The following is a 22708-nucleotide window of genomic DNA, read 5'->3' on the forward strand; positions in this document are numbered from 1 at the left end:
AGCCTCATGATCTCGCAACCCTCAACTTGACTCAATCTAAGGGGAGTTGACCCCTCCGCTTTTCGAGGGAGAACGAACGAAATGCATCCAAAATGGAGATAGCGGAAAAAATCAGTCACCCAGTGAAGGACTGTCGAGGTGCGGCACTCGATCAACTGTTGGTTGACAGTTGAGGCCGCGTCAAATTAACCTCCGGGTCTGCCGTGGCGATCCGCTGTGGTTCGCACGGGAAGGGCAGGTGGCGCGTGGAGACAGGTGAGGAGTTCGGGCCCTGGTTGGCTCGGCAGCTCAAGCTCGCAGGGAAGACCCAGGCCGAACTGGCCGAGGAACTCGACTTGACTCGGGCCGCTGTCTCCGCGTGGATCACCGGCAGGTCGACTCCCCGTCCCACCGTCATGTCGGATATCGCCAAAGCCCTCGGCACTGACGTTGGGACGGTACACACACGCACCACCGACACCCGGATCGGCTTGCCGACCACCTGGTACCACCGCCCGGGCTATCCCGACGGTGGCCGTGACCTGGGTAATGCGGCAGCCTTCGCGTTCGACGCCGATGTGCAGGTGCTTGCTCGAGAGACGTGTCAGAACAGCCTGGACGAGCGTCTCGCGGCGAACGGCCGACCTGTCAAAGTCCGCTATACGTTGCACGAACTGACCGGTCAGTCGCTCGAGGCCTTCCGCGAGGCGATCCTCTGGAACGACCTCTTCCCCCATTACTCCGCAGTCTCGGAGGGGGCAGGCGGACAGAAGGTCGGCAGGGTCGTGGACGCCGGGGTACGCGACATGTATGAGAAGGGCCGGCTGGTCCTGCTGCGCGTGGATGACTACAACGCTTCCGGACTCATCGGCGACGACTACGCGGACGGCAAGTTCGCCGCTGTGGTCAGGCGGCAACTGGAGAGTCTCAAGTCCGGTTACGGGGCGGGGGGTTCGTACGGCCTCGGAAAGGCGACGTTGTGGGCCACGAGCGCACTGGGGCTCGTGCTCATCAACTCCACCTTGTCCGTGCCTCACGAGGGGCGTACGGAGCGTCGAGTCATCGGTCGTCTTGAACTGCCCTGGCGTGAGGTCGACGGTCTTTCGTACGCCGGCCCCGCCTGGTTCGGACGACCGGACCCTGATTCTCCGGGTGCCAAGGTCGCACGTTCCTGGTGGGCGGACGAAGAGACCGTGGCCCGCCTGCACCTGACCCGGGACATCGACGAGCCGGGTACATCCTTCCTGATCGTCGGGGCGCATGACGTGGCGAGCCTCGACGACAGATCGTCCGACGTGGACGACGAGGCGTCAGCGGACGCCCGCGACGAGGACACGCGCGACATCCGTAGGATGCACCGCCGTCTGGTCGAGGCTCTGGGGCGTGACTTCTGGGCCGCGATGACCGGCGCCGGTAACAAGCTCCCCCTGTTGGAGGTCTCCGTCCGTTCACTGCGAAACGGCGACGTGGTCGTGGAGGAGGAGCAGGTGGATCCTTCCGACAGGCAACCCTCGCGGACGCGTGCCCTGCGTGCGCATTACGAAGGCACCACGGTGGATCGGCTCACCGAGGCCGGACATGTCGCGGCGCGAAGTGTTCCGCTGAAACTGCCGCTGTCCGGAGGAGCACGCGGCACGTTCGGTGTCCACCAAGCGGTCCTGCTGGTCACCGATGGTGTGGACAAGGACGGGGACAAGAATCAGGTCCATTCGTTGCGCGGCAATCGAATGACGGTCAAAGAGGCCGGTGTGCCGAATCTGCCACTCGGGACCAATCCCTTCCAGGCTGTTCTCCTGGTGGGTGAGGCGGCTGGGGAAGCAGCCCCCTTTGCGAAGGAAGCGGAAGAGTTCCTGCGTGCGGCGGAGCCGCCCGAGCATGATCGATGGGGGCAGACGGAGGAGCTCACCCTGCGCTGGTCGCCGTCCGCCTACCGTCGGATCAACATGCTGACCACCGAGGTGAACAGCGCCGTCAAGGAACTGGTCGCACGACCGAAGCGCAGCGCCGGTGAAGGCGGCGAGGCCTTGCGCAAGGCGCTGACCGTGAAGACCAGGCCCAAGCCGAAGGTGCCCTCCGGTCCGGTGGTTCCGGTACTGGACGGGCTGGACGCGACGATCGGTGGCGACGGGGAATGGCTGATCACCGCAGAAGTCAAAATTCCACGCGGCGACGAGGTGACCCCCATGGTGCCGATCGTCCAGCTGGACGTGCGTTCCGGCGGTCGCCCGAAGCTGGACTGGGCCGATCTTGTGGCCGTCGAGGGCTGCGAGGTGGAGGACGGAGTCCTGCGTTTCGAGCCGGGTGTACGTCGCGCGAAGTTCCGAGGATCCACCGACGTCACCAGCCACCCGGTCAGGGCGACGCTTACCCGTCTCGTGGTCGAACTCCGATCCGGCAAGGGGGAATGACGCGTGAAGATCTATCCGTACGAGCGACTCAACCGACCGGTGGCGCTCAGGGTGACTTCCGTCTCACTCAGGCTTGCCGACGGCACCCGTGACCCGTTGGAGACCACCGCGTACTCGACCCAGCAACAGGCCGTGGCGCTCGGTGTCGCAGGCCACGACGCCTGGGTGAGTGCCATGATCGGCCTGTCGGCTACTCTGCCGCCCGGTGCGAACGCGCCCGACGCGCCCTGGTCCGATCTGCGGGTCCTCGCCGTATTGACCGACGGTGAGACCAACATTCGCACGTCGGTGGAACTGCGACGGGACACGGGGGACGGCCGGGACTGGTCCGGATCACTGGAGGTCCTCCGCGACGAGCACGTGGGGCGTGCCTCCCTCGCCGCGCACGCCGTCGCCACGGTGGACGGAGTGCACGGTCGGGCCGTCACGGAGACCGAGCGGAACTGGGTCATCGACACGGTCTCGCAGGAGCCGACACGTGGGCTTCAACTGGACGTGCAGAAAGCCTCGTTCAGGAGAAGTTCTCGGGAATGGCTGCACGCATACACCGACGTACCCTGGATCGTCGATGTCTCGGCCAGGGTGCCCACCGTCTTCGTGAACACCGATGTAGAGGGGGTCATGGGCCTGTTGGAGAGCAGTGGCTCCGGCGTGGACGGCAAGGTACGGGACCTCCTGGTGGCGCAGATGGCCACCGACGCCTGGACGGCGGTGTTCCACGGCGCCATCGGCGATCTGGAGGTCGAGCCCGGCGGCGGACCGGTCTTTCCGACCGACTGGCAGGGCGAGGTGTTGAGAGAGATGCTCCCCGACGTGGTTCCCGGAGCGCACGTGGAGGAGGCCCTGAGACAGGTGCATCGTTGTCGCACCGGTGACTCGGGCTGGGTGGAGCTGCAGACCCGCATCCACTATGCGGCCGTCCGCCGGGCCGACGCGGCCAAGGCGCTCGCCTACGCCATTCGCAGTCTGGAACAGACGAACCGCGGGAGCGACACGTGATCACCAGGCCGAACCACGTACCCGAGCGCCTGGCGTACCTTCCTACGTCAGCCGTCGGTCCGTTCCTCACGGAGGAACTGCTGAGGGGTGAGCAGGTGCACGGTGGTATCGATCTCGCCAAGGTCGTCGAGCCTCTCCCGGAGGACGACGCCAGGTGGTCGGTCGAGCCGCTCCGGGGCCTGGTGGAGGACGCCATGTTCGAGTTCCGAGAGGAGCGCACCCGAGCGGACGCCTGGCTCGCTCCACGGCTCCACGCCACGCTGCGCCTGACACGGCGAGAGGCTGCGGACAAGCGGCTGTGGAACCACCTCGCCCTCGCTGTGGCTCCTGACTACGTTGCCTGGCGCCACCTCTCCGAGCCGACGCTCAAGAGGCCGGAAGGGCGCATTGCTCCAGAGCGCTTCCGGGGCGTCGCCGATCGACAGTGCTTCTCACGGCTGTGGTGGGCAGCTGAACTCTTTCGGAACGGGTCGGACTACGAACCGGTCGAGGCGGCATGCGGGAACCAGGACCTCATTCACACCGTTCTCCGGATGGAGCTGATCGACCACCGGCCCACCGCCCAGGCCTTGGTTCGTCTCCTGCGGAACGAACACGTCGCCACGGGACGAGGGATCAACGGTCTCAGTGTCGCGATCAGCGCGGCCGGGGCGACCTTGATCTACGACGTCCTTGCGCCGGACGAGCCCAGAGACCCTGCCCGTTTGCGTGACTGGATCGCGGAGGCCGGATCCGCACCGCCCGTGGAACGACATGCGCTCCCAAAAGGGCCCGATGAGGATCCTGCCCCCGAGGCATCCGTGGCCGCACTCACCGACTACTTCACCGAATTGTTCGAGTCCGCACCGGTCAGGGGCCGGTCGGGCGTGGAGCGGCCGGCTTGACTGATGCCTTCTTGCGTGGGCGCGAGGAGGGCGGCGGCACCTGGTCCTTGGGACTCGGACATCTCCCGGTGCACGCGTCCGCTGCCCCGCAGCCGTGAATTCGCAACTTGGCTTGCTGGGTTTCCGTGGCGGCCTGCCAAGGTTTGCGTAGGGCCTCTGTGTCGGGGGCCGGGAGCCCAAGTGCCGCGCTCAGCAGGTGCATGCCGAACGCGGGCGGCACAGCGTTACCGACCTGCTGAGCCTGAGCCGTACCGGACCATGGGTAGTCCGGTGGGAAGCTCTGCAGCATCCCCGCCTCGGTCATGCTGAATCGAGCACCCTCCTGGACGATGTTCTCGTCGAGGTGCTCGAATACCACGAAGCGGGAGATGCGCCCGGTCACGGTGGCGGCGGGCTGCTGGTCGGTCCGCACTCCGCGGCGTCCCGGGATGCCGGAGCTGCCGTAGTTCGAGCGGACGAGGAACGGAGTGGGTCGGCCGGGATGTGTGCCCACCGGGTCGCGGAGCGCCTCACCCATGGACCTCCACGATTGCTTCTCGACCCCTTCCTGTCCGTCAGCCGCCGGTGCGCCGGCGTCGTCCAGAGTGGGCTGATGGACCTGGCTGTCCGCCGTAGCGCTCCTACGAGTCCATTTCTTCGGCTCGTAGGCACGGTGGGTCGGCAGAGGCAGGGAAGGCTCTCCGAGTCCTACACGCCGAGCGATCAGCACGGCGCGCGACCGCGTCTGCGGCACTCCGTACCTTTCGGTTGCGAGAACGTCGAAGACGACTTCGTACTTGGTGCCATCAGGGAGGCCGTCGTCCGTCAGCACCTCGGCGTATCGCTCCCAGACCGCGGCGACCGTGGGTACCTGTTCGAGAACGATGACGTCGTAAGGGCGGTGGGCGCGGGTCCGGCTCCGGGTTGCCTGGATGGCGTATCTAAGAGGTTCGAGAACCAAGGCGGTGCGTGGGTCGGTGAGCTTCTTCAGGTCCGCGTCGATCGCCTCGTCGGGCTCGCCCGCGATCAGCCGGTGAATGTACTTCTTGACTTGTTCCAGAGCTTCACGGCCGGCACCGTGTCCGGCCACCGAGTAGGTCTGGCACGGAGGGCCACCGGCCAGGACATTGATCTCCGGCGGCAGCGCATCGAAGGTGTCACGACGAACCGCGCTCACATCGGCGTGGATGGTGTCCAGTCCCGCTGCGTATCGAGTCAGGCAGGCGCTCTTCTCCCACTCGATCCCGAGACTCGGGACGTCGAGCTTGTGCGCCGCGACGTCCAGTCCTCCAGGGCCTGCGAAAAGATCCAGCACAAAGGGCCTGTCGAGGATGGATTGCTGGGGCATCGTGCTGGTCATAGGGCTGAAGTCTAGCCGGCAGCGGAGACCGGCGAATCACTGATCAGCGCTTCGCTGACGGCTCGCCCGAGCGCCTTCCCGACAGGGGGTGGGGTCGCGTGTCCCACCTGGCGGTATCGAGCGGTCTTCCGCCCGCAGATCTGCCACGTCGAGGGGAAGCCCTGCAGCAGTGCCGCCTGCTCAACCGTGAGCTTCACCATATTGTCCCTGCCGAGCTCCGGATCCCAGACGAATTCCGGACCGGGGACCTTGTCCCCCACCGTGTGTGCGTTCACCCCCATGGTGGCCCACTTCCTCTTGGCTCCCCTCGGCCCCAGGTCGGCTCCGCCCCGGTTCTTCGACCCGCCGACCAGCGTCGGAGCGGGCTGATCGGCTTGAGCGGCCCAGCGTACGGCGTCTGCCCAGCCACGTGCCGCCATGGACGACCCCAATGCGGTCCCGACCGTCACGGGGCCACCCGAGGGCGATACCGGCGGCCGGAACGCCTCGGCCCACCGCTGTCGGACAGCTACCAGGATGCCGTGTCTCCGGTTCTGCGGGACGCCGAAATCGACGGCATTCATGACGAACTTGCTGAACGTGTAACCCAGATGATCCAGTTCGGTACGGGCAAATTCGCGGAACGCCCCGTGGCTGTCCGCGTGAGTGAGCTCGGGGACGTTTTCGATAAGCACCGCCCGGGGTTTGATCGCGTGGACCAGGTAGACCGTTGCCTTCAACAGCTGTTCCTCGAGACCCGAATCCACGCGTCGGGCAGTCGCGCTCGACTTCACGCGTGGCAGGCCGGCAGCGAGAAGGTCCACGTCGTAGCTCTCGGGGTGCTCAGCTGGATCGAAGTTCAGCAGGTCGGTCTGCAGGATGTTCCACCGGGGCCGGTTGCTCTTCAGAGTCTGGACGGCGACCTCGTCCTCGTCCAGCAGGAGACGCGGTTCGAATCCCGCTTGCTCCAGCCCCAAGGCCATGCCGCCCGCACCCGAACACACATCGACGAAACTCAACGCTCCCACGCTTCACGCCCCCGTAGTCAGGTCTGTCAGACGCCGCTGCACAGCTGTACGCACCAGCACGGCCACCTCCTCGGGGGCTTCGTGCTCCCAGAACCGCAGCACCGTCCACCCGGCTGCCGTCAGGTGTTCCGTCGTTTCCACGTCCCGGGCCATGTTTCGGTCCAACTTCTCGCGCCACCACTCCGAGTTCGCCTTCGGTTGCGTGGCGTGCTCGGGGCAGCCGTGCCAGAAGCATCCGTCGATCATCACTGCCACCTTGGCCCGGGTGAAAGCGATGTCGATGGTGCGCCGGGACATCCCCGGCACTCGCTCGTTGATCCGGTAGCGGTAGCCCGCGCCGTGCAGCAGCTTCCGCACCGCCACCTCGGGGGCGGTGTCGCGGCGTGCTTGGCGGCTCATGCGGGCCGATACGTCGGGGGAGGACGGTTTGGCGGTGCTCATCACTGCCAAGTTTCCTACGCTCCGGCCTCTTCGCGATCGATGACGGCGGAATTGCCCCTGCTCGAGTCGAGGGCGCGGAAGCGCACCAGTCTCCGGCGCCCGGCGTCCGTTGAGGCCGGGGCGACCAGGCAGAAGGCCATGACCACCGTTGCAGGATCTATTGCACCTCCGGATGAGAGCCGAGGTTCGCTCTCGACCAGCGGATAGAGGACCAGTACGCCCCGTCGGTCCCGTGCGAGCGATTCGACCAGAGGGTCTTGGGAATCCTTCAGGGCGCCGGCCACCCGGAGGGCGACCCCGCGGTGCTTGGGCTCGCTGATCGCACCGAAGAGGTCACCACGGCGCCGGGTGCGGCTCGCCAGCGATAGCGGACGCGAGCCGAGAATGCTTGCCGAGACCCTCCGTACCGATGTCTGTTGTGGAACGATCACCAGCCAGTCGTCCATGGCGTTGCCGGCGTCGGCCGCCGAGACGAGCGATTCAAGGTGGGGCGAGAACTGGGTGGGCACCGACCACTTCAGATCGCACAGGACACCGAGCAGTGCGCCGTGGTCGAGCGTCCCGAGCACGGCTTCGTAGCTGTCGTTCCGGCCGTGCTCGACGGAGGAGCACCTCAGCGTGACGGTGGCGGGATCCAGCGCTTCGAGGACGGGTCGCCAGACTTCCGTGTTGTGCCGTAGGTCCGCCGCACCTGTCGGGTATGCCGTCGGCTCCACCCACTGCCCCGGCGACCGGATCTCAACCAGCTCCGCGTTGAACATCTTGTTCCGGGCAGCCGGCTTGAGCCAGGACAGGTGCTGCGACACCAGCGGCGGAATCTGCGCCGGGGTGACCTGCGGCTTTCCGTCCACCAGGGTCGCGTAGCGGGTGAGCTGGGTGCGGAAGGTCTCCTCGTCGCGGCAGATCGCCTCGAAGGCTTCGTAGAGGTCGACGGTCTTCTTCTTGCCCATCGGCACTTCGCGGCCGATGTAGAGGCGCACCAGGTCGCGGTAGCCAGGGCGGAAGCCGAACCAACGGCCCATCTGCATGAGGGTGTCGGCCTGCTGGGTCGTGCGGCGGTAGTACGTGACCGTGAGGCCCTCGATGGTGAAGCCGCGGGAAAGTTTCGTGCCGCCCACCAGGATCTTCCACACGTGTGGGGTCCGGTCGAAGTCGAGCTCGGCCTGTTCGTAGTCGCGTTCGGTGGCCCCGTTGACGATGATCACGGGTTCGCCGCCCGAGTTGATCAGCTGGCGTGCCCGGGAGACGTACGGCTTCAGGTCGTCGTACGACGTGGGGGTCGGCAGGCCGTCATCCGCGAAGCGCTGGAAATCGGATGCCAGGAGGGCGGCGAGGCGTGTGTGGCCCTCCTGACCCGTGTATGCCGACCGGTGCCACATCGAATTGATCCGCAGAGCCAGGTCCGCGTGCTCCCGTTGTTGCACGGATTCGTGGACCAGCATGGTGTGGTGGCGGAACGGGCCTTCGGGCACGTCACGGTCCGCGCGGTACAGCTTCAGCGCTCCCGTGAGGACGAAGGCGTCCAGCGCTTCCTGGAGGCGGTCTCCGGTGTCGTCGTAGATGCCGCGTACGTGCGTCTCCTCGGCCGTCCCGTCGGACTCCAGATCGTGGAAGTCCTGGACCCCCATGTAACCGGTCGGCCGGGGCAGCGAGATCAGGAAGTCGCGGGGAAAGATGTCCTCCTCGTCGCCGGGGTCGACGAAGACGTTGGCGAAGGGCGTCGCCGTGTAGCCGACGTACTGGGCGCGTGGAAGCAGGCCGAGGAGCTGCGTGATCTGGCCGTTGATGGCCTTGCGGGCGACCTTGCCGTCCTCCCACTTCTTGGGGTCCGTCGTGTTCACCGACGCCTGGTCGGACTCGTCGTCGATGATCAGCGTCGGGACCTCGGAGAGGATCGGGCCGATCTTCTTCAGGTCCTTGATGAGCTTGGCCAGGACCGAGGAGTTCTTCTTCACCACCATCACGCGTGCGGCCGCGTGATGCAGGTTGTCCGGGGAGTACAGAGGCTGGGTGCGGTCCTGCTTGTCGAATTCGAGGGCCCGGATGCCGGTCTCCAGGCTCTTGTAGTCGTTGTCCCGCGTCGTGAGGCGCTCGATGTCGAACGAGCCCAGCGTCGACGGGCGACCGCCGTGGCTGACGAACTTCGCCGGCCATTCCTCGTCGTCCTGGTAGTCGACGCCGATGAGTGCGTCCGTGTCCGCCGGGTCGGTGCCGCGCAGGATGTTCTCGCGGCCGATCAGCTCCATGTCCAGGCGACGCTGGGTCTGGCCCCGCAGAAGGTTCAAGGTGCCGCCGAGAATGATGACCAGGCGGTATCCCGCGTCGATGGCCTTCGCCGTCACACCCGTGAAGTTGGCCGTCTTGCCTGACTGCACGTATCCGACGACCAGGCCCCGGGACCCGTACGCCTCGGTGCGGGTCGGATCGGAGAGGCGCTCGACCACGGCGTGGCTGGCTTCGTCCAGGCTCGACACGGCCGCGTCCGACCAGCCCTTGCGGCGCAGGGTCTGCTCGTAGGAGTTCCAGTAGAAGGCGCGTGCTGCCGCCGCGTCCCTGGAGTACCAGGACGTGAACTCCTTGCTGATGACGGTGGCCCCGGGCTCCTTGAACACCGGCACGGCCTCGTCCAGGGCCTTCCTCAGGTCCGCACCGAAGCCGAGGCGGTCGTAGGTCTCGGTGCGCCGGGCGTCCGTCCGAGGCGGTGCGCCGGACCAGTCCGACTGCTCCGCCAGGTCCCAGGTGGTCAGCGTGCGGTGCCAGAGTGCGATGAGTTCGTCCCCCGGGCCGGCCGCGACGATCCGGTCCCGGAAATGGCCGAGGTCGATGTCGGCCGGTTCCTCCGCCTCCGACAGCACGAAGGCCAGCTTCGCGAATGCTTTCGGGCCCCGGCGCATGGCCGCGAGGACGTCACCGTGCAGGTTGAACAGATGGTCGGTCATGGCGAGACGGCTTCCTCGGAGGCGTGACAGGTGTGACAGGCATGGCAGAAGTGGAGCAGGACGGGGTTCAGCGGGTCAGTTCACAGCGCGCCGCCGTCACCAGAACGCTGTTCCACAGGGCGATCTTGTCGGCGCGTGTGGCCCGTACCCGAGACTTCTGGAAGATCTCCTCCACCATCAGATAGAGCATGCTCTTCACGACCGGAGCATCGTTGAGACCGCCCCTGCGTCCACCGTTGAAGGCCGCCCGGTACATCTTGTTCAGCCTGATCTCACGCTCGTCGCGGTCGAGTTCGAAGAACAGGTCCGATGCCAGGGAGACCCAGCGGAACGTGATCGGGTCCTCGCCCTTCAGCTCCGGCAGCTCGTCCCGGAGAGCCCGTCGCAGCTTCGGATCGAGCCCCTTGCCGGCAGGGATGACCGCGTCGCGCGTCACTTCGGTGACCCGCTTGGCGGCCTCCCGGTACGTCGTCTGCGCCTCCTGGACGTACTCGGTGAAGGTGTGGCCCGCCGCGTCCGTTGCCTGTTCCAGCCCTCGGGCGAAGGCCGGGGTGACCGTCACGCCGTCCTTCTTGACCGTGAGGCTGAAGACGTCGTTCGCCTCGGCCGGGAGGTCGATGGCGACACGGGCCAGCGCGAGGTGCCCCTCGGCGCTGCGGGTGCTGTTCCAGCCGCCCGCCTGCACGAGCCTGTTGTTGCGGTAGATGTAGAAGCCCTGGCGCTCGGCGAGCGGTCCGATGCCGCGGAAGCTGACAAGGGGGGACTTCGGCTGCCAGACGTGCGCGGTCAGCGCCACGTCGCCGACACCCTCGACGGGAGCGGTGTACGTGCGTGGATATCCCGCCCGGCCGGGAAGCCGGTAGCCGAACGGGTCGATCGGCTCGACGCCCCGGTGGTCCAGTTCGTCCTTGGTCGTCACGTCCTCGACCACGATGTCGACGTTGAAGGCGTCGTCGGCCAGGAAGCGGTGCAGGTGGAGCCCGAGGTGGGTCTCCAGTTTCTCGATCGCGTCGTTCAGATAGCGGTCGGCCTGCCCGGCGGTGATCGTGTCGAACGCCCGGACTTTGTCCCAGCGGACGATGGTGCCGTGCCACTGGATCAGGCCGTCGTACCGGTCCACGAGATCCTGGCAGTAGCCGGGGTCCACGATGTCGCAGGTGAAATCGGCCTGGGCGCGAGCCGTCAGCCACCGGCGGCCTGCGGACGGGCTGCGCTTGGTGCGGCTGATCAACGTGAGCGAGTCGGCATGTGAGAGCGACGCGGCCTTGAGGCCCGCTCCGAAGTGGCCGAGCGCGTCGTCCCCGTACTCCTGTTGGCCGCCCACCGTCATCGCGGTGTCGAGTGCTTCGTCGTTCATACCCCGCCCGTCGTCGACGACCAGGAGGCTGACCAGGCGGTCCTCGTCCCGCAGGAAGCTGATGACGACGTTGCGCGCACCCGCGTCGATGGAGTTGTCGACGAGGTCCGCGATCGCAGCCTCGAAGCCGTAACCCTGGTGTGCCAGCGACTCGACGTAACGGGCTGCGGGCGGCAGCCGCTTGCTGCCGGCCGTCGGGATCTCGTACTGCCAGTCCGAGGACGGCTGGTAGGGCGGCATGGGCTTCCTCGCACAGACGGAACGGGGCCTGTGTGGGGGTGGGCGGCCCGTGAATAGTTGTTGAATGTGATCGTATTGCAAAGGTGCGACATAGGGGAATCCCCGGTGAATTCAGCCACCGGCTGATAAGGGACGGGTACTTCGAGGTCTCACGTCGGGCCGGCTCTCTCGACCAGCCCCTCCACCCCGTCCAGCACCCGCGCCAGCCCGAACTCGAAGAGGGTGCCCAGCTCCAGCTCGAAGTCGTCGGTGCCGAAGAACGTGGAGAGGACCGGGTAGGCCGCGGTCGCCTGGATCGCGTCCATGCGGGGTTCCATCGACGTCATCCACTCCTCCGCCGTCATGCCGCTGTCCTGCCGCGCTTGTGACTCCAGCTCGACGGCCATCGCGATGCCCTGGGCGTAGCCGAGGATCGTGAGGTGGATGTGCAGCATCTGTTCCGGGGTGAGGCCGAGGCCCGTCAGGGCGGCCAGGGCCCGTTCCGTGTACTGCATCGCGTTCGGGGAGGCCATCGGGCGGGTGAGGCCGGCCATGGCGCGGGCCAGCCAGGGGTGACGGGCGTACTGCTTCCACAGCCAGCGCGCCTCCCGTTCCAGGTGGGGGCGCCAGCCTGCCGGCGGGGGGCCTGTCGGGCCGCTGCCGAAGACCGCCTCCGCCATCAGCCGGACGAGCTCGCCCTTGCTCGGGACGTGGCGGTAGAGCGCCATGGTGGACGTGCCGAACTCCGTCGCGATGCGCCGCATCGAGAGCGCGGCGAGGCCCTCCGCGTCCACGAGCTCGATCGCCGTGCGGATGACCCGCTCGCGGCTCAGCTGACGGGCGGGCGTCGTGGCGCGTTCCCGGCGGCTCTCCGCGACCACCGTGCCGATGCCGGGGACCGCCCGCACCAGCCCCTCCTGGGTCAGCGCCCCGAGGGCCTTCGTCGCGGTGGCCATCGCGACGCCCCACTCCTGGGTGATCCGGCGGGTGGAGGGGACCGGATCGCCCGGGCCGAGCTCACCCGACTCGATGCGGCGGCGGATCCCCCCGGCGATGCGGAGGTAGGGCGGTTCGGTCGTCATGGCGTCACCGTACTAGTGCACCTGGTGTCGTCGTAACCCGTCCACCTCGGGGTTCTCGCCGGTGCACTAGGCAGCTGTTTGCGGTGTACGTGACGGCCCGCTTCCGTACCCATATGGAGAACACACCCGGTCCCCTGGCGGGCCGCAAGGAATGGACCGCCCTCGGCGTCCTGATGCTGCCGCTGCTCCTCGTCTCGATGGACGTGTCCATCCTCTACTTCGCCATCCCGTACATCAGTCAGGACCTGGAGCCCAGCGCCACACAGCAGTTGTGGATCCTGGACATGTACGGCTTCGTGCTCGCCGGCCTGCTCATCGTCATGGGGTCCCTCGGCGACCGCATAGGGCGGCGCACGCTGGTCCTTGCGGGAGCTGCCGTGTTCGGAGCGGCCTCGGTGGCCGCCGCGTACGCGCACTCCGCCGAAGTGCTCATCGCCGTACGCGCGTTGCTCGGCCTCGGTGGCGCCGCCCTGATGCCCTCCACGCTCGCGCTGATCCGCAACCTCTTCCACGACGCGAAGCAGCGCGGGAAGGCGGTCACCCTCTGGACGGGCGTCATGACCGCGGGCATCTCGCTCGGGCCCGTCGTCAGCGGGCTGCTGCTCGAACACTTCTGGTGGGGATCCGTCTTCCTCATCAACCTGCCCGCCATGGCGCTGCTGCTCGTGCTGGTGCCCTTCCTGGTGCCGGAGACCGCGACCACCGCCGGGGGCCGCTTCGACCTGATCAGCGCCGCACTCTCGCTCGGTGCCCTGCTCGCGGTCATCTACGGCATCAAGGAATGGGCCAGGCACGGCTACGAGCCGCTGCCCGCGCTCTGCGTTCTCGTGGGGCTCGTGCTCGGCGCCGTCTTCGTACGCAGGCAGAAGCGCATCGCCCACCCGATGATCGACCTCGGCCTGCTCGGACGGCGTTCCTTCGGCGGCCCGGTGCTCGCCGATCTGCTCGCCATGTTCGCCACGGTGGGCATGGCCGTCTTCTTCACCCAGTACCTGCAGTCCGTTGTCGGCCTGAGCCCCCTGACCGCCGCACTGTGGAGCCTGGTGCCGGCGGCGGGCGTCGCCGTCATGGCGCCGACCGGTGCCGCACTCGCCCAGCGGATCGACCGCGCGTACGTCATGGCGGGCGGTTTCCTCGTCGCGGCCTGCGGTTTCCTCTGGCTGGCGCAGCTGGGTACGGACTCGCCCCTGTGGGTCGCCCTCGTCGGCGGGGCCGTCTACGCGGGCGGCCTGGTCGCCGCCATGACCCTGGCCAACGAACTCGCGCTGGGCGCGGCCCCGCCGGAGCGCGCCGGATCGGCGGCCGCCGTGCTGGAGTCGGGGCAGGAACTGGGCGGAGCCCTGGGCATGGCGATCCTGGGCTCCGTCGGCGCCGCCGTCTACAGCCGGGACATGGCGGACGCCCTGCCCCCGGGAACGCCGCACGCCGACGCGGTGCGCGAGACGCTGGGCGGTGCGTCCGCCGTCGCGGAAGGACTGCCGTCCGCGTCGGCGGACGCCCTGCTGACGGCCGCGCGGGACGCCTTCACCCATGGGCTGGGCATCGCCGCGATCGGCGCGGCCGTCGTCATGGTCTGCGCCGGAGTCTTCTCGGTCGCCCTCCTGCGGGGCGTGGCCGGGCGGACGCCCTCCACGCCCCCGTCCCCGGACCCCCACCGGCCCCCGGCGCCGGTCAGCTGATCCAGCGGCCCCCGGCGCCGGGGGCGTCGAACCGTCGGCACCGGCACCGGTCGGCCGGCCCCCGCGCCTCCGCCCGGTGGTTCAGCGGACCAGCGCCTCGATGCCCTCGGCGAACGTGGGGAACTCCGCCCGGGTCCCGGTGACGATCTCCTCCGTCGTCCGGCGCGCGGTCGTCGCGTGGCGTTCGGCGATGCCGGTCAGACGCCGGTCGGGCCGGGACTCGAACTCGTCGGCCAGCGCGGCCTCCATCGGGCCGTAACCGTCGGCCAGGACCCACAGGAAGTCGGAGAGGTTGCCCGCGACCACGCCGCACTCGCCCTCCGACCCCAGGAACACCACCGGCTGGTCGGCGAGGGGTGCGCCGGGCCGGGCGCGCCAGATCATGGCCCGGCCCCCCGCGCCGTCCTGGCCGAAGACGAGGTACGCGTCGCCGTCGACCTCGTCGTTCCCCGTCCAGCTGCGGAAGAGTTCGGCGGTCCACTCGGCGGACTCGAAGTCCCCGCACGGCTCGAAGTCGATGCGGTAGTCCCCTTCGTCACGGGCCTCGCCCGTGACGTCGTGGCCGTAGTAGAAGTCCACCTCCGCCACCTCGGCCAGGGCTGCGGGAAAGGCGCGGTCGGCGGTCTCGGCTGTGTCGTCCATCGGCGCAGGCTATGCCGCCCCTCCGACAACCAGCCGCGGCTGAGACCGCGGACCGGTCCTTCGGCATCGGCCGGGCCTCCGGTGCCCCGGCCCTGCCGGCAGCCGCGTCCACGGCACACCGGTCCGCGCTCGGCCGCCGCGCGCGCGGTCCGTCCACGGTCCGCCGCCCGCTCCGGTCGCGGGCGGCGGACGGTGGGCCGATGCTGGTATGCGTACGTGTCCACGTGCGCGGAGGCTCGGTCCCGGGTCTCGCGAGGGGGGCGAAGGAGCTGGGCTCATGGCTGATGCGCCCCTGATGGTCGTGGACGGCGCCGGAGTGGTTACCGGGTGGAGCCGGGCGGCCGAGCGGCGCTTCGGGCCCGCCACCGCCGATGCGCTGGGCCTGCGGCTGATGGACGTACTGGCGAACGACAACCGGCGGGCGGGCCGGGGCGAGGGCACGCCGCCCGGGCTGCGACTCGAGCCCCTCGCGGGAGGGGGCTGGGCCGTCTGGTCGACCGAGGCGGTCGCCGGGCGGAGCACGGACGGCGACGTCGTCGAGGCGGCGTTGCTGAACGTGATGTTCACGCAGGCGCGCGTACGGGTCCACGTGCTCGATCCCGAACTGCGCGTCCTGCGGATCAACGACCCCCCGACGGACCCCCACACCGACCCCGACCCGGCCGAGACCGAGCGGCTGCGCGGACGGCCGTTCCGCGAGGTGTGCGCGTTCGACGAACCGGACCGGGTGGAGACCTTCATACGGGAGGTCCTGCGCACCGGCGTACCCGGCGTCGAACGGCTCTTCCGCACCGCCGCCGGTGACGTGCCCGGCAGACGTCGCGCCCTCTCCCTGACGGCGTTCCGGCTCCAGGAGGGGCACGGGGTGCGACAGAGCGACGACGGCAGGGTGCTGGGGGTCGCCGTGTCCATGGTGGACGTGAGCGCGGAGATCAGGCGCCGGGGCCGGGACGCGGCCCTCGCCGCGGTCCGCGACAACGTGGGCCGCACGCTGGACGTCGACGCGACCTGCCGTGACCTCGTGGAGGCGCTGGTGCCCGGCTACGCCGACGTCGGCGTCATCGAGGTCGTCGACGCGGTCCTGCGCGGTGAGACCCCCGAGCCCGGACCGCTCGACCTGGACGTGCCGCTGCGGCGCGCCGCGTACGGCGGCAGCAACCGGGCCGCCCACCCGGTCGGGGACATACGGGCGGTGGTCCCCGGGACCCCCTACCAGCGGGCCCTCTCCGACCGGCGTATCCGCGTCCTCCCACTGGCGGACGCCGCCTGGGCGGACGCCGACGCGGCACGTGTGGGGGCCATCCGGCACGTCGGCGCGCACACCCTGCTGGTGGCCCCGCTGACGGTGCGCGGGGCCGTCCTCGGGCTGGTGAGCCTCTACCGGTGCGGCGACTCCGAGCCCTTCGACGAGGGGGACATCCCCGTGGTCGCGGCGATGGCGTCCCGTGCCGCACTCGGCATCGACAACGCCCGCCGCTACGTACACGAGTTCACCATCGCGAGCGCCCTCCAGCGGCGGCTGCTGCCGCAGCACACCGCGCCCCAGCCCGCCGTCGAGGCGGACCACCTGATGCTGCCCGGCGGGGACGCCGGCCACTGGTTCGACACGATCGCCCTGTCCGGTGCCCGCACGGCCTTCGCCATCGGGGAGGTGGCCGAGCGCGGCATCCACGCGGCCACCACCATGGGGCAGCTGCGTACCGTCGTCCACGCTCTGGCCGCCCTCGACCTGGAGCCCGACGAGCTCGTCGCGCGCCTGTACGACACGGCGGCACGACTTGCCGCGGAACGCGCCCAACTGCCGCACAGCGACCCCCTGCACAAGGAGCCACTGGCCGCGAGCTGCGCCTACGCGGTGTACGACCCGTTCACCGAGACCTGCACCATCGCCTCGGCGGGCCATCCCGCCCCCCTCGTCGTCGAACCGGACGGCGCCGCCTTCGTGGTCGGCCTGCCCGTGGGACCGCCGTTGGGGACCGCGGACCGGGCCCCCGTCGCAGCGGTCTCCGTCCCGCTCACGGAGGGCAGCCTGATCGTGCTCCACAGCAACGCGCTGCGGGGCCACGCCCAGCCCACCTCGGGTGCCCTGCGCCAGGCGCTCATGCCGACGGACCGGCCGATGCGTGACCTGTGCGACGCGGTCGCCCGCGCCCTGCCCGACAGCCCCGAACTACGCGGCGCAGCCCTGCTGCTGGCCCGGACGCACGCCATGCCCGAGGACCGCTACGCCGCCTGGGAACTGCCCTACGACAAGACCGCCCCGGCCACCGCCCGCCGCCTCACGTCCAAGACGCTGGCGGAGTGGCACCTGGAGGGCGACACCGGTGACGCGACCGAGTTGATCGTCAGCGAGCTGGTGACCAACGCCGTGCGCTACGGCAGCCCGCCGCTGAAGCTGCGCCTCATCCTCGACCGGGGGCTGACCTGCGAGATCCGGGACGGCAGCACCACGGCCCCGTACATGAAGTACGCGGGAGTGGTCGACGAGGGCGGGCGGGGACTCTTCATCATCTCGCAGCTGGCCTCGCTGTGGGGCACCCGGTTCGCCGCAGAGGGCAAGACCGTCTGGTCGGAGCAGGCGATCCGCGGGGAGAGGGCCTGAGCGCGGGTCCTACTCGCTCCCCTTCGTCTCCTCGTCCTCGGCGAGTGTGTGCGCGACCAGGGCGTTGGCGTGACCGTGGCCCAGCCCGTGCTCGGTCTTCAGCCAGGAGACGATCTCCATGTGTCTGGTCAGCGGTGAGGAGCGGATGAGGCCCTTCCACTCCGCGATCGGCCGGCCGTGCTTCTTCTCGATCGAGGGGAAGTAGCTCGCGGGGCCCTTCGCAGCTTCAGCCATGTCCGTCCGTCCTGTCCGTCGGTGAGTCCGTCGTGGTCGGCCCACGGGTGGCCGTGGGGCTCTCGGACTGTATGACTCCCGGCCGCCGCGAAAGTGATCGGTGGGTGTGCAACAGCTCGCAGGTGAAACGGTGCAAAGAGGTGACCCGCGTCAACTGGCGTGAAATACTTGCGCGTTCAGTGGCCCACCCCCTGCGGGGTGAGGGTGACGGTGTCTGCGGGGCTGATGGGGGCGGTTATGGCGGACGGGACCAACACCGGCGTGCGGGAGCAGGGGCAGGGGAAGACCGAGTTACGGATCAGCCTCGGCGGGACGCACACGCGGCGCGACGACCTCGAAGCCCTGCACACCTGGCTGGCGAACGCGTCGGTCCTCGAAGGCGCCCTGGAACGGGGCGAACTCACGCTGAAGCGCGAGGACTCGCTCACCCAGACCGAGACGATGAGCGGGGAGCTGATCCAGGACATCATCCTCGTCGTGTCCGTCGAGGTGGCGCGCTCCGTGTCCGAGAACGCCTGGCGGTCCGTGGAGACCTGGCTGCGCAACCGGCGCCGGTTCGCCGACCCGGAGGAGACGCCGCGCGTCACCCTCGACGGGCCGGCCCAGGGACCGGGCTCCGACCTGAGCCGTGACACCGACACCGATCCCGGCGTCGGGCCGGACACGGGCCGAGCCGCCGGCCCCGACGCCGGGCCACCCGAGCCCGGTGGGCGCAATCCGACGCGCGGTGGCGACGAGCCCGGAGAGGTCTAGCAGCTGTGCCGCCGTACGACGCGCGCGGCGAGGGGAACAGGGCGAAGCAGCACAGAGCGGTGCTCATCGGGGTGGAGCGCTACAAAGGCGCTCGCAACGACCTTCCGGCCGTTGCCACGAACCTCCGACTCATGCGCGATGCCCTGACCGCCGAAGGCAGCGGAGTGCTCGGCTCGGAGGATCTCGTCGTGATACCCGCGGGCGGCGGCTCGGCGGCCTCCGTCGATCCGCTCCGGGTGCGTGAGGCGCTGACCGCCGCCCGCGACGAGGTGACCGGGCTGCTGATCGTCTACTTCGCCGGGCACGGCATCGTGCGCCCCGACGGCAGCGACCTCAACCTGATGTTCACCGAGTCGCGGGTGACCAGGGACCGGCAGCACCCGTTCGTGGACACACTGTCCTGGCGTGACGACATCATGCCGGAGCTGCGCTACGCCCGCGCCGACTGGGTCGTCGTCATCCTGGACTGCTGCTTCGCCGGTAACGCCCTCGGGGCTTTCAACCCCCTCGGCGGACAGAACTTCGCCCTGCTCACCGCGGCGGAGCCGGGCGTGGAGATCCCGCCCGGTGATGCCGGCGCCGGCACGGAGTTCACGGCCGCCCTGCACCGTCTGCTGACCACGGGGGTGGGGGAGCCGGTCACCTTCACCCGGATCGTCACCGGGATACGCGCGGCGATGGCCCCGCTCAAGGCCGTCGACGGTCATCCGTGGGTCCCGGACGAGCGGCGTCACGGCGACGACGTGGTGCTCGCGGCGTCGGCGGGCGTGACCGAGCAGCTCCCGCAGGACGACTGGTGGACGGTGATCGGGAAGTCGGTGGCGCGACTGTCCGCTGCGCTGTCCCCGCGTCGTCTGCTCCCCGCCCTGGCCCGCCGAATGACGCGCACGACCGCCCTCGTCCTGGCCGGTGTCGTCGCACTCGCCGGGGTCGGTGCGTGGTACCTCCTCGGCCCGCCCCCGGGCGGCTGCGGATCGCCCCTGGAACTGCGCGTACTCACGGACCCCGACCTGCGGCCCACCGTCCAGAAGGCCGCGGACGCCTACCCCAAGCGGGACGGCGACCGCTGCCGGACCGTCAGCATCAACGTGTACGACGCCAAGGCCACCGACGCCGTGGCGGCCTTCCGGTCCTCCTCGCTCTGGCAGGAACCGCCGGCCTCCTGCCCGGCCTCGGGCGACTGCCTGCGGCCCCAGCGGAACGTGGGCGCCCAGCCGGACATCTGGATCCCGGCTGCCGGCAGCGCGTGGCAGCGGGCGACGGCCGGCGGGGCGGGCGGCGGCACCGCCTCCGCCGCGGCCGGGACGCAGGAGCCCGCCGAGGAGGAGCCCGCCGCAGAGGTGGGCAAGAGCGTCGTGGACCTCGACCGGCTGGGTTCCATCGCCTACACACCGATGGTCCTCGGCGTGCCGGACACCATGCGCCTGCCACAGGCCCTGCAGACCGACGACCCGCTCGACGCGATCGTGTCCGCGCTCAAGGACGCCCAGGAGGTCGTGATCCTGCGACCCGACCCCGAGGGCACCGAAGGCGCCCTCCTGGCGACCGACGCGCTGTACGCAGCCTCCGGCTCCGGGCGCGAGTCCGCGGTCGAACAGGGCATCGCCAAGGCACTGCGGCCCATGCCCTCCACCGCGCGGGAACTGATGTGCGCACTGGCCGACGGCCGGCCCGGCGACGACGTGGAGGACCAGGCGGCGGTCCTCGTGCCGGAGCAGACCCTGGCGCTGTTCAACCTGTCGGCGGGGGTGGCCGGCCGTCCGGACTGCGCGACGGAGGCGCTGAAGCACCGTGTGGCCCACTACCCCTCCGACGTGCCGATGCTGGACCTTCCCTTCGTCCGGGTCACATGGGCCGGGGCCGACCGGGACGCCGATGTGCGCAAGGAGGCCGTCGAGGACTTCTACCGGTGGCTGGTCACGGACCCGGACGCGCAGAAGCGCTTCACGGACGACGGTTTCCGCGGTGTCGACAAGGGTGACCCGGCCCCGCCCGAGGACGACTCCGTGCTGCGGTCCGAGGACAACGCGACGGCCGTGCGCGAGCAGATTCCGGCGACCGGCGAGGGCGCCGGCACGGCCGCGTCGTTGAGCGACACACTGAGCCGCTACCGGGGGGCGCTCGGCGCCGGCCGGGTCCTGTACCTGCTCGACAACTCGACCTCGACGGAGGCCAAGCGGGTCTGGGGCGGCACCGGTGGCGCCAAGGAACTGGTCGCCCGCTCGATGACCTCCCTGGGTGCCAAGGACTCGTTCGGGGTCCGGACGACGGCCGTCGACAAGGACGAACCGGCCGTGGATCTCGTCAAGTTCGGGCAGAGCAGCAGGGCTGCGGCGCAGAGGACGGTCGTCGGCGCGAAGACCGCCGCTTTCGACGCCCGCATCGCGGCGGGACTGCGCGAGGGGCTCGAGACCCTGCGCGGGGGCCTCGGCGACGCGGAGCAGCCGCAGCTCCTCGTCCTGGTCACCGATGGCGAGGACTTCGAGGCCGTCACGGCACAGGAGCAGAGGGAACTGGTCGCGGAGGCGGGCAGGGCGCCGCTCGTGAGGATCGTGACGGTCGCGCTGCGGAACGGCGCGTGCACGCCCGGCCGGTTCGGCGACCGGCTCGCCGAGGCGAGCGGCGGACGCTGCCTGGACCCCGGCGACGACGTCGCGGCCGAACTGACGGCGGAGGTCGCCAGGACCGGGACGGGGGACGCGGAATGAGCCACGGCGTGCGTCACACCGGCCGCCGCCGGGCGAGGAGCACCGTCACCCTCGGCTGCCTGCTCGCGCTCGTCTCCGCCGCCTGCACGGGAGGGCCCGAGGACACCCGGCAGTCCGGCGAGGAGAAGGACCCGGGGCCCATCGTCGTCGCCAGCGGGCTCGACGTCACCGGCTCCGGAAGCGTGCGGCAGCAACTCATCGAGGAGTGGAACCGCCTGCACGCCGGGTCGAAGGCGCTGCAGGCCAAGCTCGTCGAGCTGCCCGGCGGCGCCGACCAGCAGCGCAGCCAGCTCCTCGGTGCCCTGCAGTCCGGCAGCGCCCGCTACGACGTGGTGAACCTCGACATCACCTGGATCCCCGAGTTCGCCGAGGCCGGACTCATCAGCCCGATGCCGGTGGCTGAGACCGGTGCCGCCGACGACGCCGACTTCATCCGGCGGGTCCACGACACCACCGTCTGGAAGGACCGCTCGTACGCCCGGCCGTTCAACACCGACGTGGGGCTCCTCTACTACCGGCCCGACCTGCTGACGGAAGCCGACATCGAGGTGGACAGGCAGCCCAACGCCAACTGGACGTGGGACCAGCTCTACTCCTCCGTCAACACCCTCGGGCTGAACCCGGTCCGGCACGACGACCTGGCGGGCTGGACCACACAGCTGAAGCAGTACGAGGGGCTGACCGTCAACACCGTCGAGGCGTTCGCCGACGCGGGTGTCGAGCTCACCGACGGCCAGGGGAAGTACAGCTCCGACGCCGGAGAGCTGAAGGAAGGGCTCGACGAGCTCCTGGACCGCGTCGACCAGGGGCGCGTCCAGCCCGCCGCGATCACCTCCGACGAGACGGCCTCCCTCGCCGACTTCGCCGAGGGCCGCGCCGTCTTCCTGCGGCACTGGCCCTACGCCTACGGGGCCTTGGACAGCCTCATGGGCTCGAAACCGTATGCGGTGAACCGGCTGCCGGGGAAGGCCGTGCTCGGCGGACAGAACCTCGCCGTCACCGCCGGCTCCGCCCACGCCGACGGCGCCCGTGCGCTCATCACCTTCCTGACCTCACGGGAGAGTGAGCGCTGCCTGCTCGACGCGGGCTTCGCGGCGACCCGGGCCTCCGTGTACGGCAGCACCGCGAAGCCGTGCTGGCCCCGTGTCGCCGCCGCGCTCCGGCCCGCCGGTGACGCGCCGAAGGCGGCCAAGGGGGAGGGCGCACCGGAGGGGCAGGGGCCGAAGGCTCGTGCCGTGTACATCCGGATCCTGGGCGCGGCGCTGACCGAAGCGGTGCAGCGGCCGCGCACCCCGTACTACGGCGCGTTCACACAGGTGCTGCAGTCCCATGTGTACGCGCTGCTGACGGCGAAGCGGCCCGACACCGCAGAAGCCGCAGAGAAGCTCGACACGGCGCTGCGGGAGGTGTTCGCGGGCAGGTGACCGGCGCGGGCC

Annotated in this window: 16 protein-coding genes; 8 read left to right on the plus strand and 8 right to left on the minus strand. The window is 69.7% G+C overall.

Annotated features, from left to right (window positions below; genetic code table 11):
* Positions 1-245 precede the first annotated feature (245 nt).
* Genes JOC24_RS11515 through JOC24_RS11525 form a run of 3 tightly spaced genes read left to right on the plus strand, consistent with a single transcriptional unit; the run spans position 246 to position 4270 of the window.
* On the plus strand, positions 246-2387 hold the full coding sequence (locus JOC24_RS11515) for a helix-turn-helix domain-containing protein (RefSeq protein ID WP_205020120.1): 2142 nt from the start codon (positions 246-248) through the stop codon (positions 2385-2387).
* A gap of 3 nt (positions 2388-2390) precedes the next feature.
* On the plus strand, positions 2391-3386 hold the full coding sequence (locus JOC24_RS11520) for a hypothetical protein (protein ID WP_205020121.1): 996 nt from the start codon (positions 2391-2393) through the stop codon (positions 3384-3386).
* Entirely contained in the window at positions 3383-4270 is an 888-nt protein-coding gene (locus JOC24_RS11525) for a DUF6339 family protein (protein WP_205020122.1), read from the plus strand. The genes JOC24_RS11520 and JOC24_RS11525 overlap by 4 nt, the downstream gene beginning before the upstream one ends.
* Here JOC24_RS11525 and JOC24_RS11530 read toward each other — a convergent pair.
* The 6 genes from JOC24_RS11530 to JOC24_RS11555 form a co-directional block, all read right to left on the minus strand.
* On the minus strand, positions 4236-5609 hold the full coding sequence (locus tag JOC24_RS11530; RefSeq protein WP_205020123.1) for a DNA cytosine methyltransferase: 1374 nt from the start codon (positions 5607-5609) through the stop codon (positions 4236-4238). The two genes, JOC24_RS11525 and JOC24_RS11530, sit on opposite strands and share 35 nt — an antisense overlap.
* Positions 5610-5620: 11 nt before the next feature.
* A complete protein-coding gene (locus JOC24_RS11535) occupies positions 5621-6616 on the minus strand; it encodes a DNA cytosine methyltransferase (protein ID WP_205020124.1) in 996 nt (331 codons plus the stop codon).
* Positions 6617-6619: 3 nt separating this feature from the next.
* Positions 6620-7057, minus strand: coding sequence for a very short patch repair endonuclease (locus JOC24_RS11540; protein WP_205020125.1), 438 nt, complete (start codon positions 7055-7057; stop codon positions 6620-6622).
* Positions 7058-7071: 14 nt separating this feature from the next.
* A complete protein-coding gene (locus JOC24_RS11545; RefSeq protein ID WP_205020126.1) occupies positions 7072-9996 on the minus strand; it encodes a Z1 domain-containing protein in 2925 nt (974 codons plus the stop codon).
* A gap of 67 nt (positions 9997-10063) precedes the next feature.
* Positions 10064-11593: an ATP-binding protein gene (locus JOC24_RS11550; protein ID WP_205020127.1), complete on the minus strand. Its 1530-nt coding sequence runs from the start codon at positions 11591-11593 to the stop codon at positions 10064-10066.
* Between the two features lie 149 nt (positions 11594-11742).
* Positions 11743-12654 (minus strand): TetR/AcrR family transcriptional regulator C-terminal domain-containing protein, encoded by a 912-nt coding sequence (locus JOC24_RS11555; protein WP_205020128.1) that lies wholly within the window; start codon positions 12652-12654, stop codon positions 11743-11745.
* Between the two features lie 113 nt (positions 12655-12767).
* Between JOC24_RS11555 and JOC24_RS11560 the strand changes: the two genes are divergently transcribed.
* Positions 12768-14333 (plus strand): MFS transporter, encoded by a 1566-nt coding sequence (locus tag JOC24_RS11560; protein ID WP_205020129.1) that lies wholly within the window; start codon positions 12768-12770, stop codon positions 14331-14333.
* A gap of 81 nt (positions 14334-14414) precedes the next feature.
* Here the strand turns inward: JOC24_RS11560 and JOC24_RS11565 are convergent, their stop codons facing one another.
* Entirely contained in the window at positions 14415-14975 is a 561-nt protein-coding gene (locus JOC24_RS11565; protein WP_205020130.1) for an SMI1/KNR4 family protein, read from the minus strand.
* A 277-nt stretch (positions 14976-15252) separates the two neighbouring features.
* On the opposite strand from JOC24_RS11565, the gene JOC24_RS11570 reads away from it, so the two are divergent.
* Complete coding sequence (locus JOC24_RS11570) at positions 15253-17577, plus strand: ATP-binding SpoIIE family protein phosphatase (RefSeq protein WP_205020131.1); 2325 nt, start codon at positions 15253-15255, stop codon at positions 17575-17577.
* Between the two features lie 9 nt (positions 17578-17586).
* Here JOC24_RS11570 and JOC24_RS11575 read toward each other — a convergent pair whose 3' ends face one another.
* Complete coding sequence (locus JOC24_RS11575) at positions 17587-17811, minus strand: DUF4287 domain-containing protein (protein ID WP_205020132.1); 225 nt, start codon at positions 17809-17811, stop codon at positions 17587-17589.
* A gap of 237 nt (positions 17812-18048) precedes the next feature.
* On the opposite strand from JOC24_RS11575, the gene JOC24_RS11580 reads away from it, so the two are divergent.
* Genes JOC24_RS11580 through JOC24_RS11590 form a run of 3 tightly spaced genes read left to right on the plus strand, consistent with a single transcriptional unit; the run spans position 18049 to position 22696 of the window.
* Positions 18049-18564, plus strand: a complete 516-nt coding sequence (locus tag JOC24_RS11580) for a hypothetical protein (RefSeq protein ID WP_239580310.1) — start codon at positions 18049-18051, stop codon at positions 18562-18564.
* A 59-nt stretch (positions 18565-18623) separates the two neighbouring features.
* The gene (locus JOC24_RS11585) at positions 18624-21272 is read left to right on the plus strand and encodes a substrate-binding domain-containing protein (RefSeq protein WP_307792686.1); all 2649 of its coding nucleotides are present in this window, start codon (positions 18624-18626) and stop codon (positions 21270-21272) included.
* Positions 21269-22696 (plus strand): extracellular solute-binding protein, encoded by a 1428-nt coding sequence (locus JOC24_RS11590; protein WP_205020134.1) that lies wholly within the window; start codon positions 21269-21271, stop codon positions 22694-22696. Before JOC24_RS11585 ends, JOC24_RS11590 begins: the two co-directional genes overlap by 4 nt.
* Positions 22697-22708: the final 12 nt, after the last annotated feature.

Origin of the sequence: Streptomyces sp. HB132 (genome assembly GCF_016909575.1) — a bacterium.
Classification (GTDB): Bacteria; Actinomycetota; Actinomycetes; order Streptomycetales; family Streptomycetaceae; genus Streptomyces.

What these genes read in the sequence shown, in the direction of transcription:
- JOC24_RS11565 (WP_205020130.1), bottom strand. Translation starts at nt 14,975, where the DNA reads ATGGACGACACAGCCGAGACCGCCGACCGCGCCTTTCCCGCAGCCCTG.
- JOC24_RS11580 (WP_239580310.1), top strand. Translation starts at nt 18,049, where the DNA reads ATGGCGGACGGGACCAACACCGGCGTGCGGGAGCAGGGGCAGGGGAAG.
- JOC24_RS11530 (WP_205020123.1), bottom strand. Translation starts at nt 5,609, where the DNA reads ATGACCAGCACGATGCCCCAGCAATCCATCCTCGACAGGCCCTTTGTG.
- JOC24_RS11590 (WP_205020134.1), top strand. Translation starts at nt 21,269, where the DNA reads ATGAGCCACGGCGTGCGTCACACCGGCCGCCGCCGGGCGAGGAGCACC.
- JOC24_RS11570 (WP_205020131.1), top strand. Translation starts at nt 15,253, where the DNA reads ATGGCTGATGCGCCCCTGATGGTCGTGGACGGCGCCGGAGTGGTTACC.
- JOC24_RS11575 (WP_205020132.1), bottom strand. Translation starts at nt 17,811, where the DNA reads ATGGCTGAAGCTGCGAAGGGCCCCGCGAGCTACTTCCCCTCGATCGAG.
- JOC24_RS11550 (WP_205020127.1), bottom strand. Translation starts at nt 11,593, where the DNA reads ATGCCGCCCTACCAGCCGTCCTCGGACTGGCAGTACGAGATCCCGACG.
- JOC24_RS11540 (WP_205020125.1), bottom strand. Translation starts at nt 7,057, where the DNA reads ATGAGCACCGCCAAACCGTCCTCCCCCGACGTATCGGCCCGCATGAGC.
- JOC24_RS11560 (WP_205020129.1), top strand. Translation starts at nt 12,768, where the DNA reads ATGGAGAACACACCCGGTCCCCTGGCGGGCCGCAAGGAATGGACCGCC.
- JOC24_RS11545 (WP_205020126.1), bottom strand. Translation starts at nt 9,996, where the DNA reads ATGACCGACCATCTGTTCAACCTGCACGGTGACGTCCTCGCGGCCATG.
- JOC24_RS11555 (WP_205020128.1), bottom strand. Translation starts at nt 12,654, where the DNA reads ATGACGACCGAACCGCCCTACCTCCGCATCGCCGGGGGGATCCGCCGC.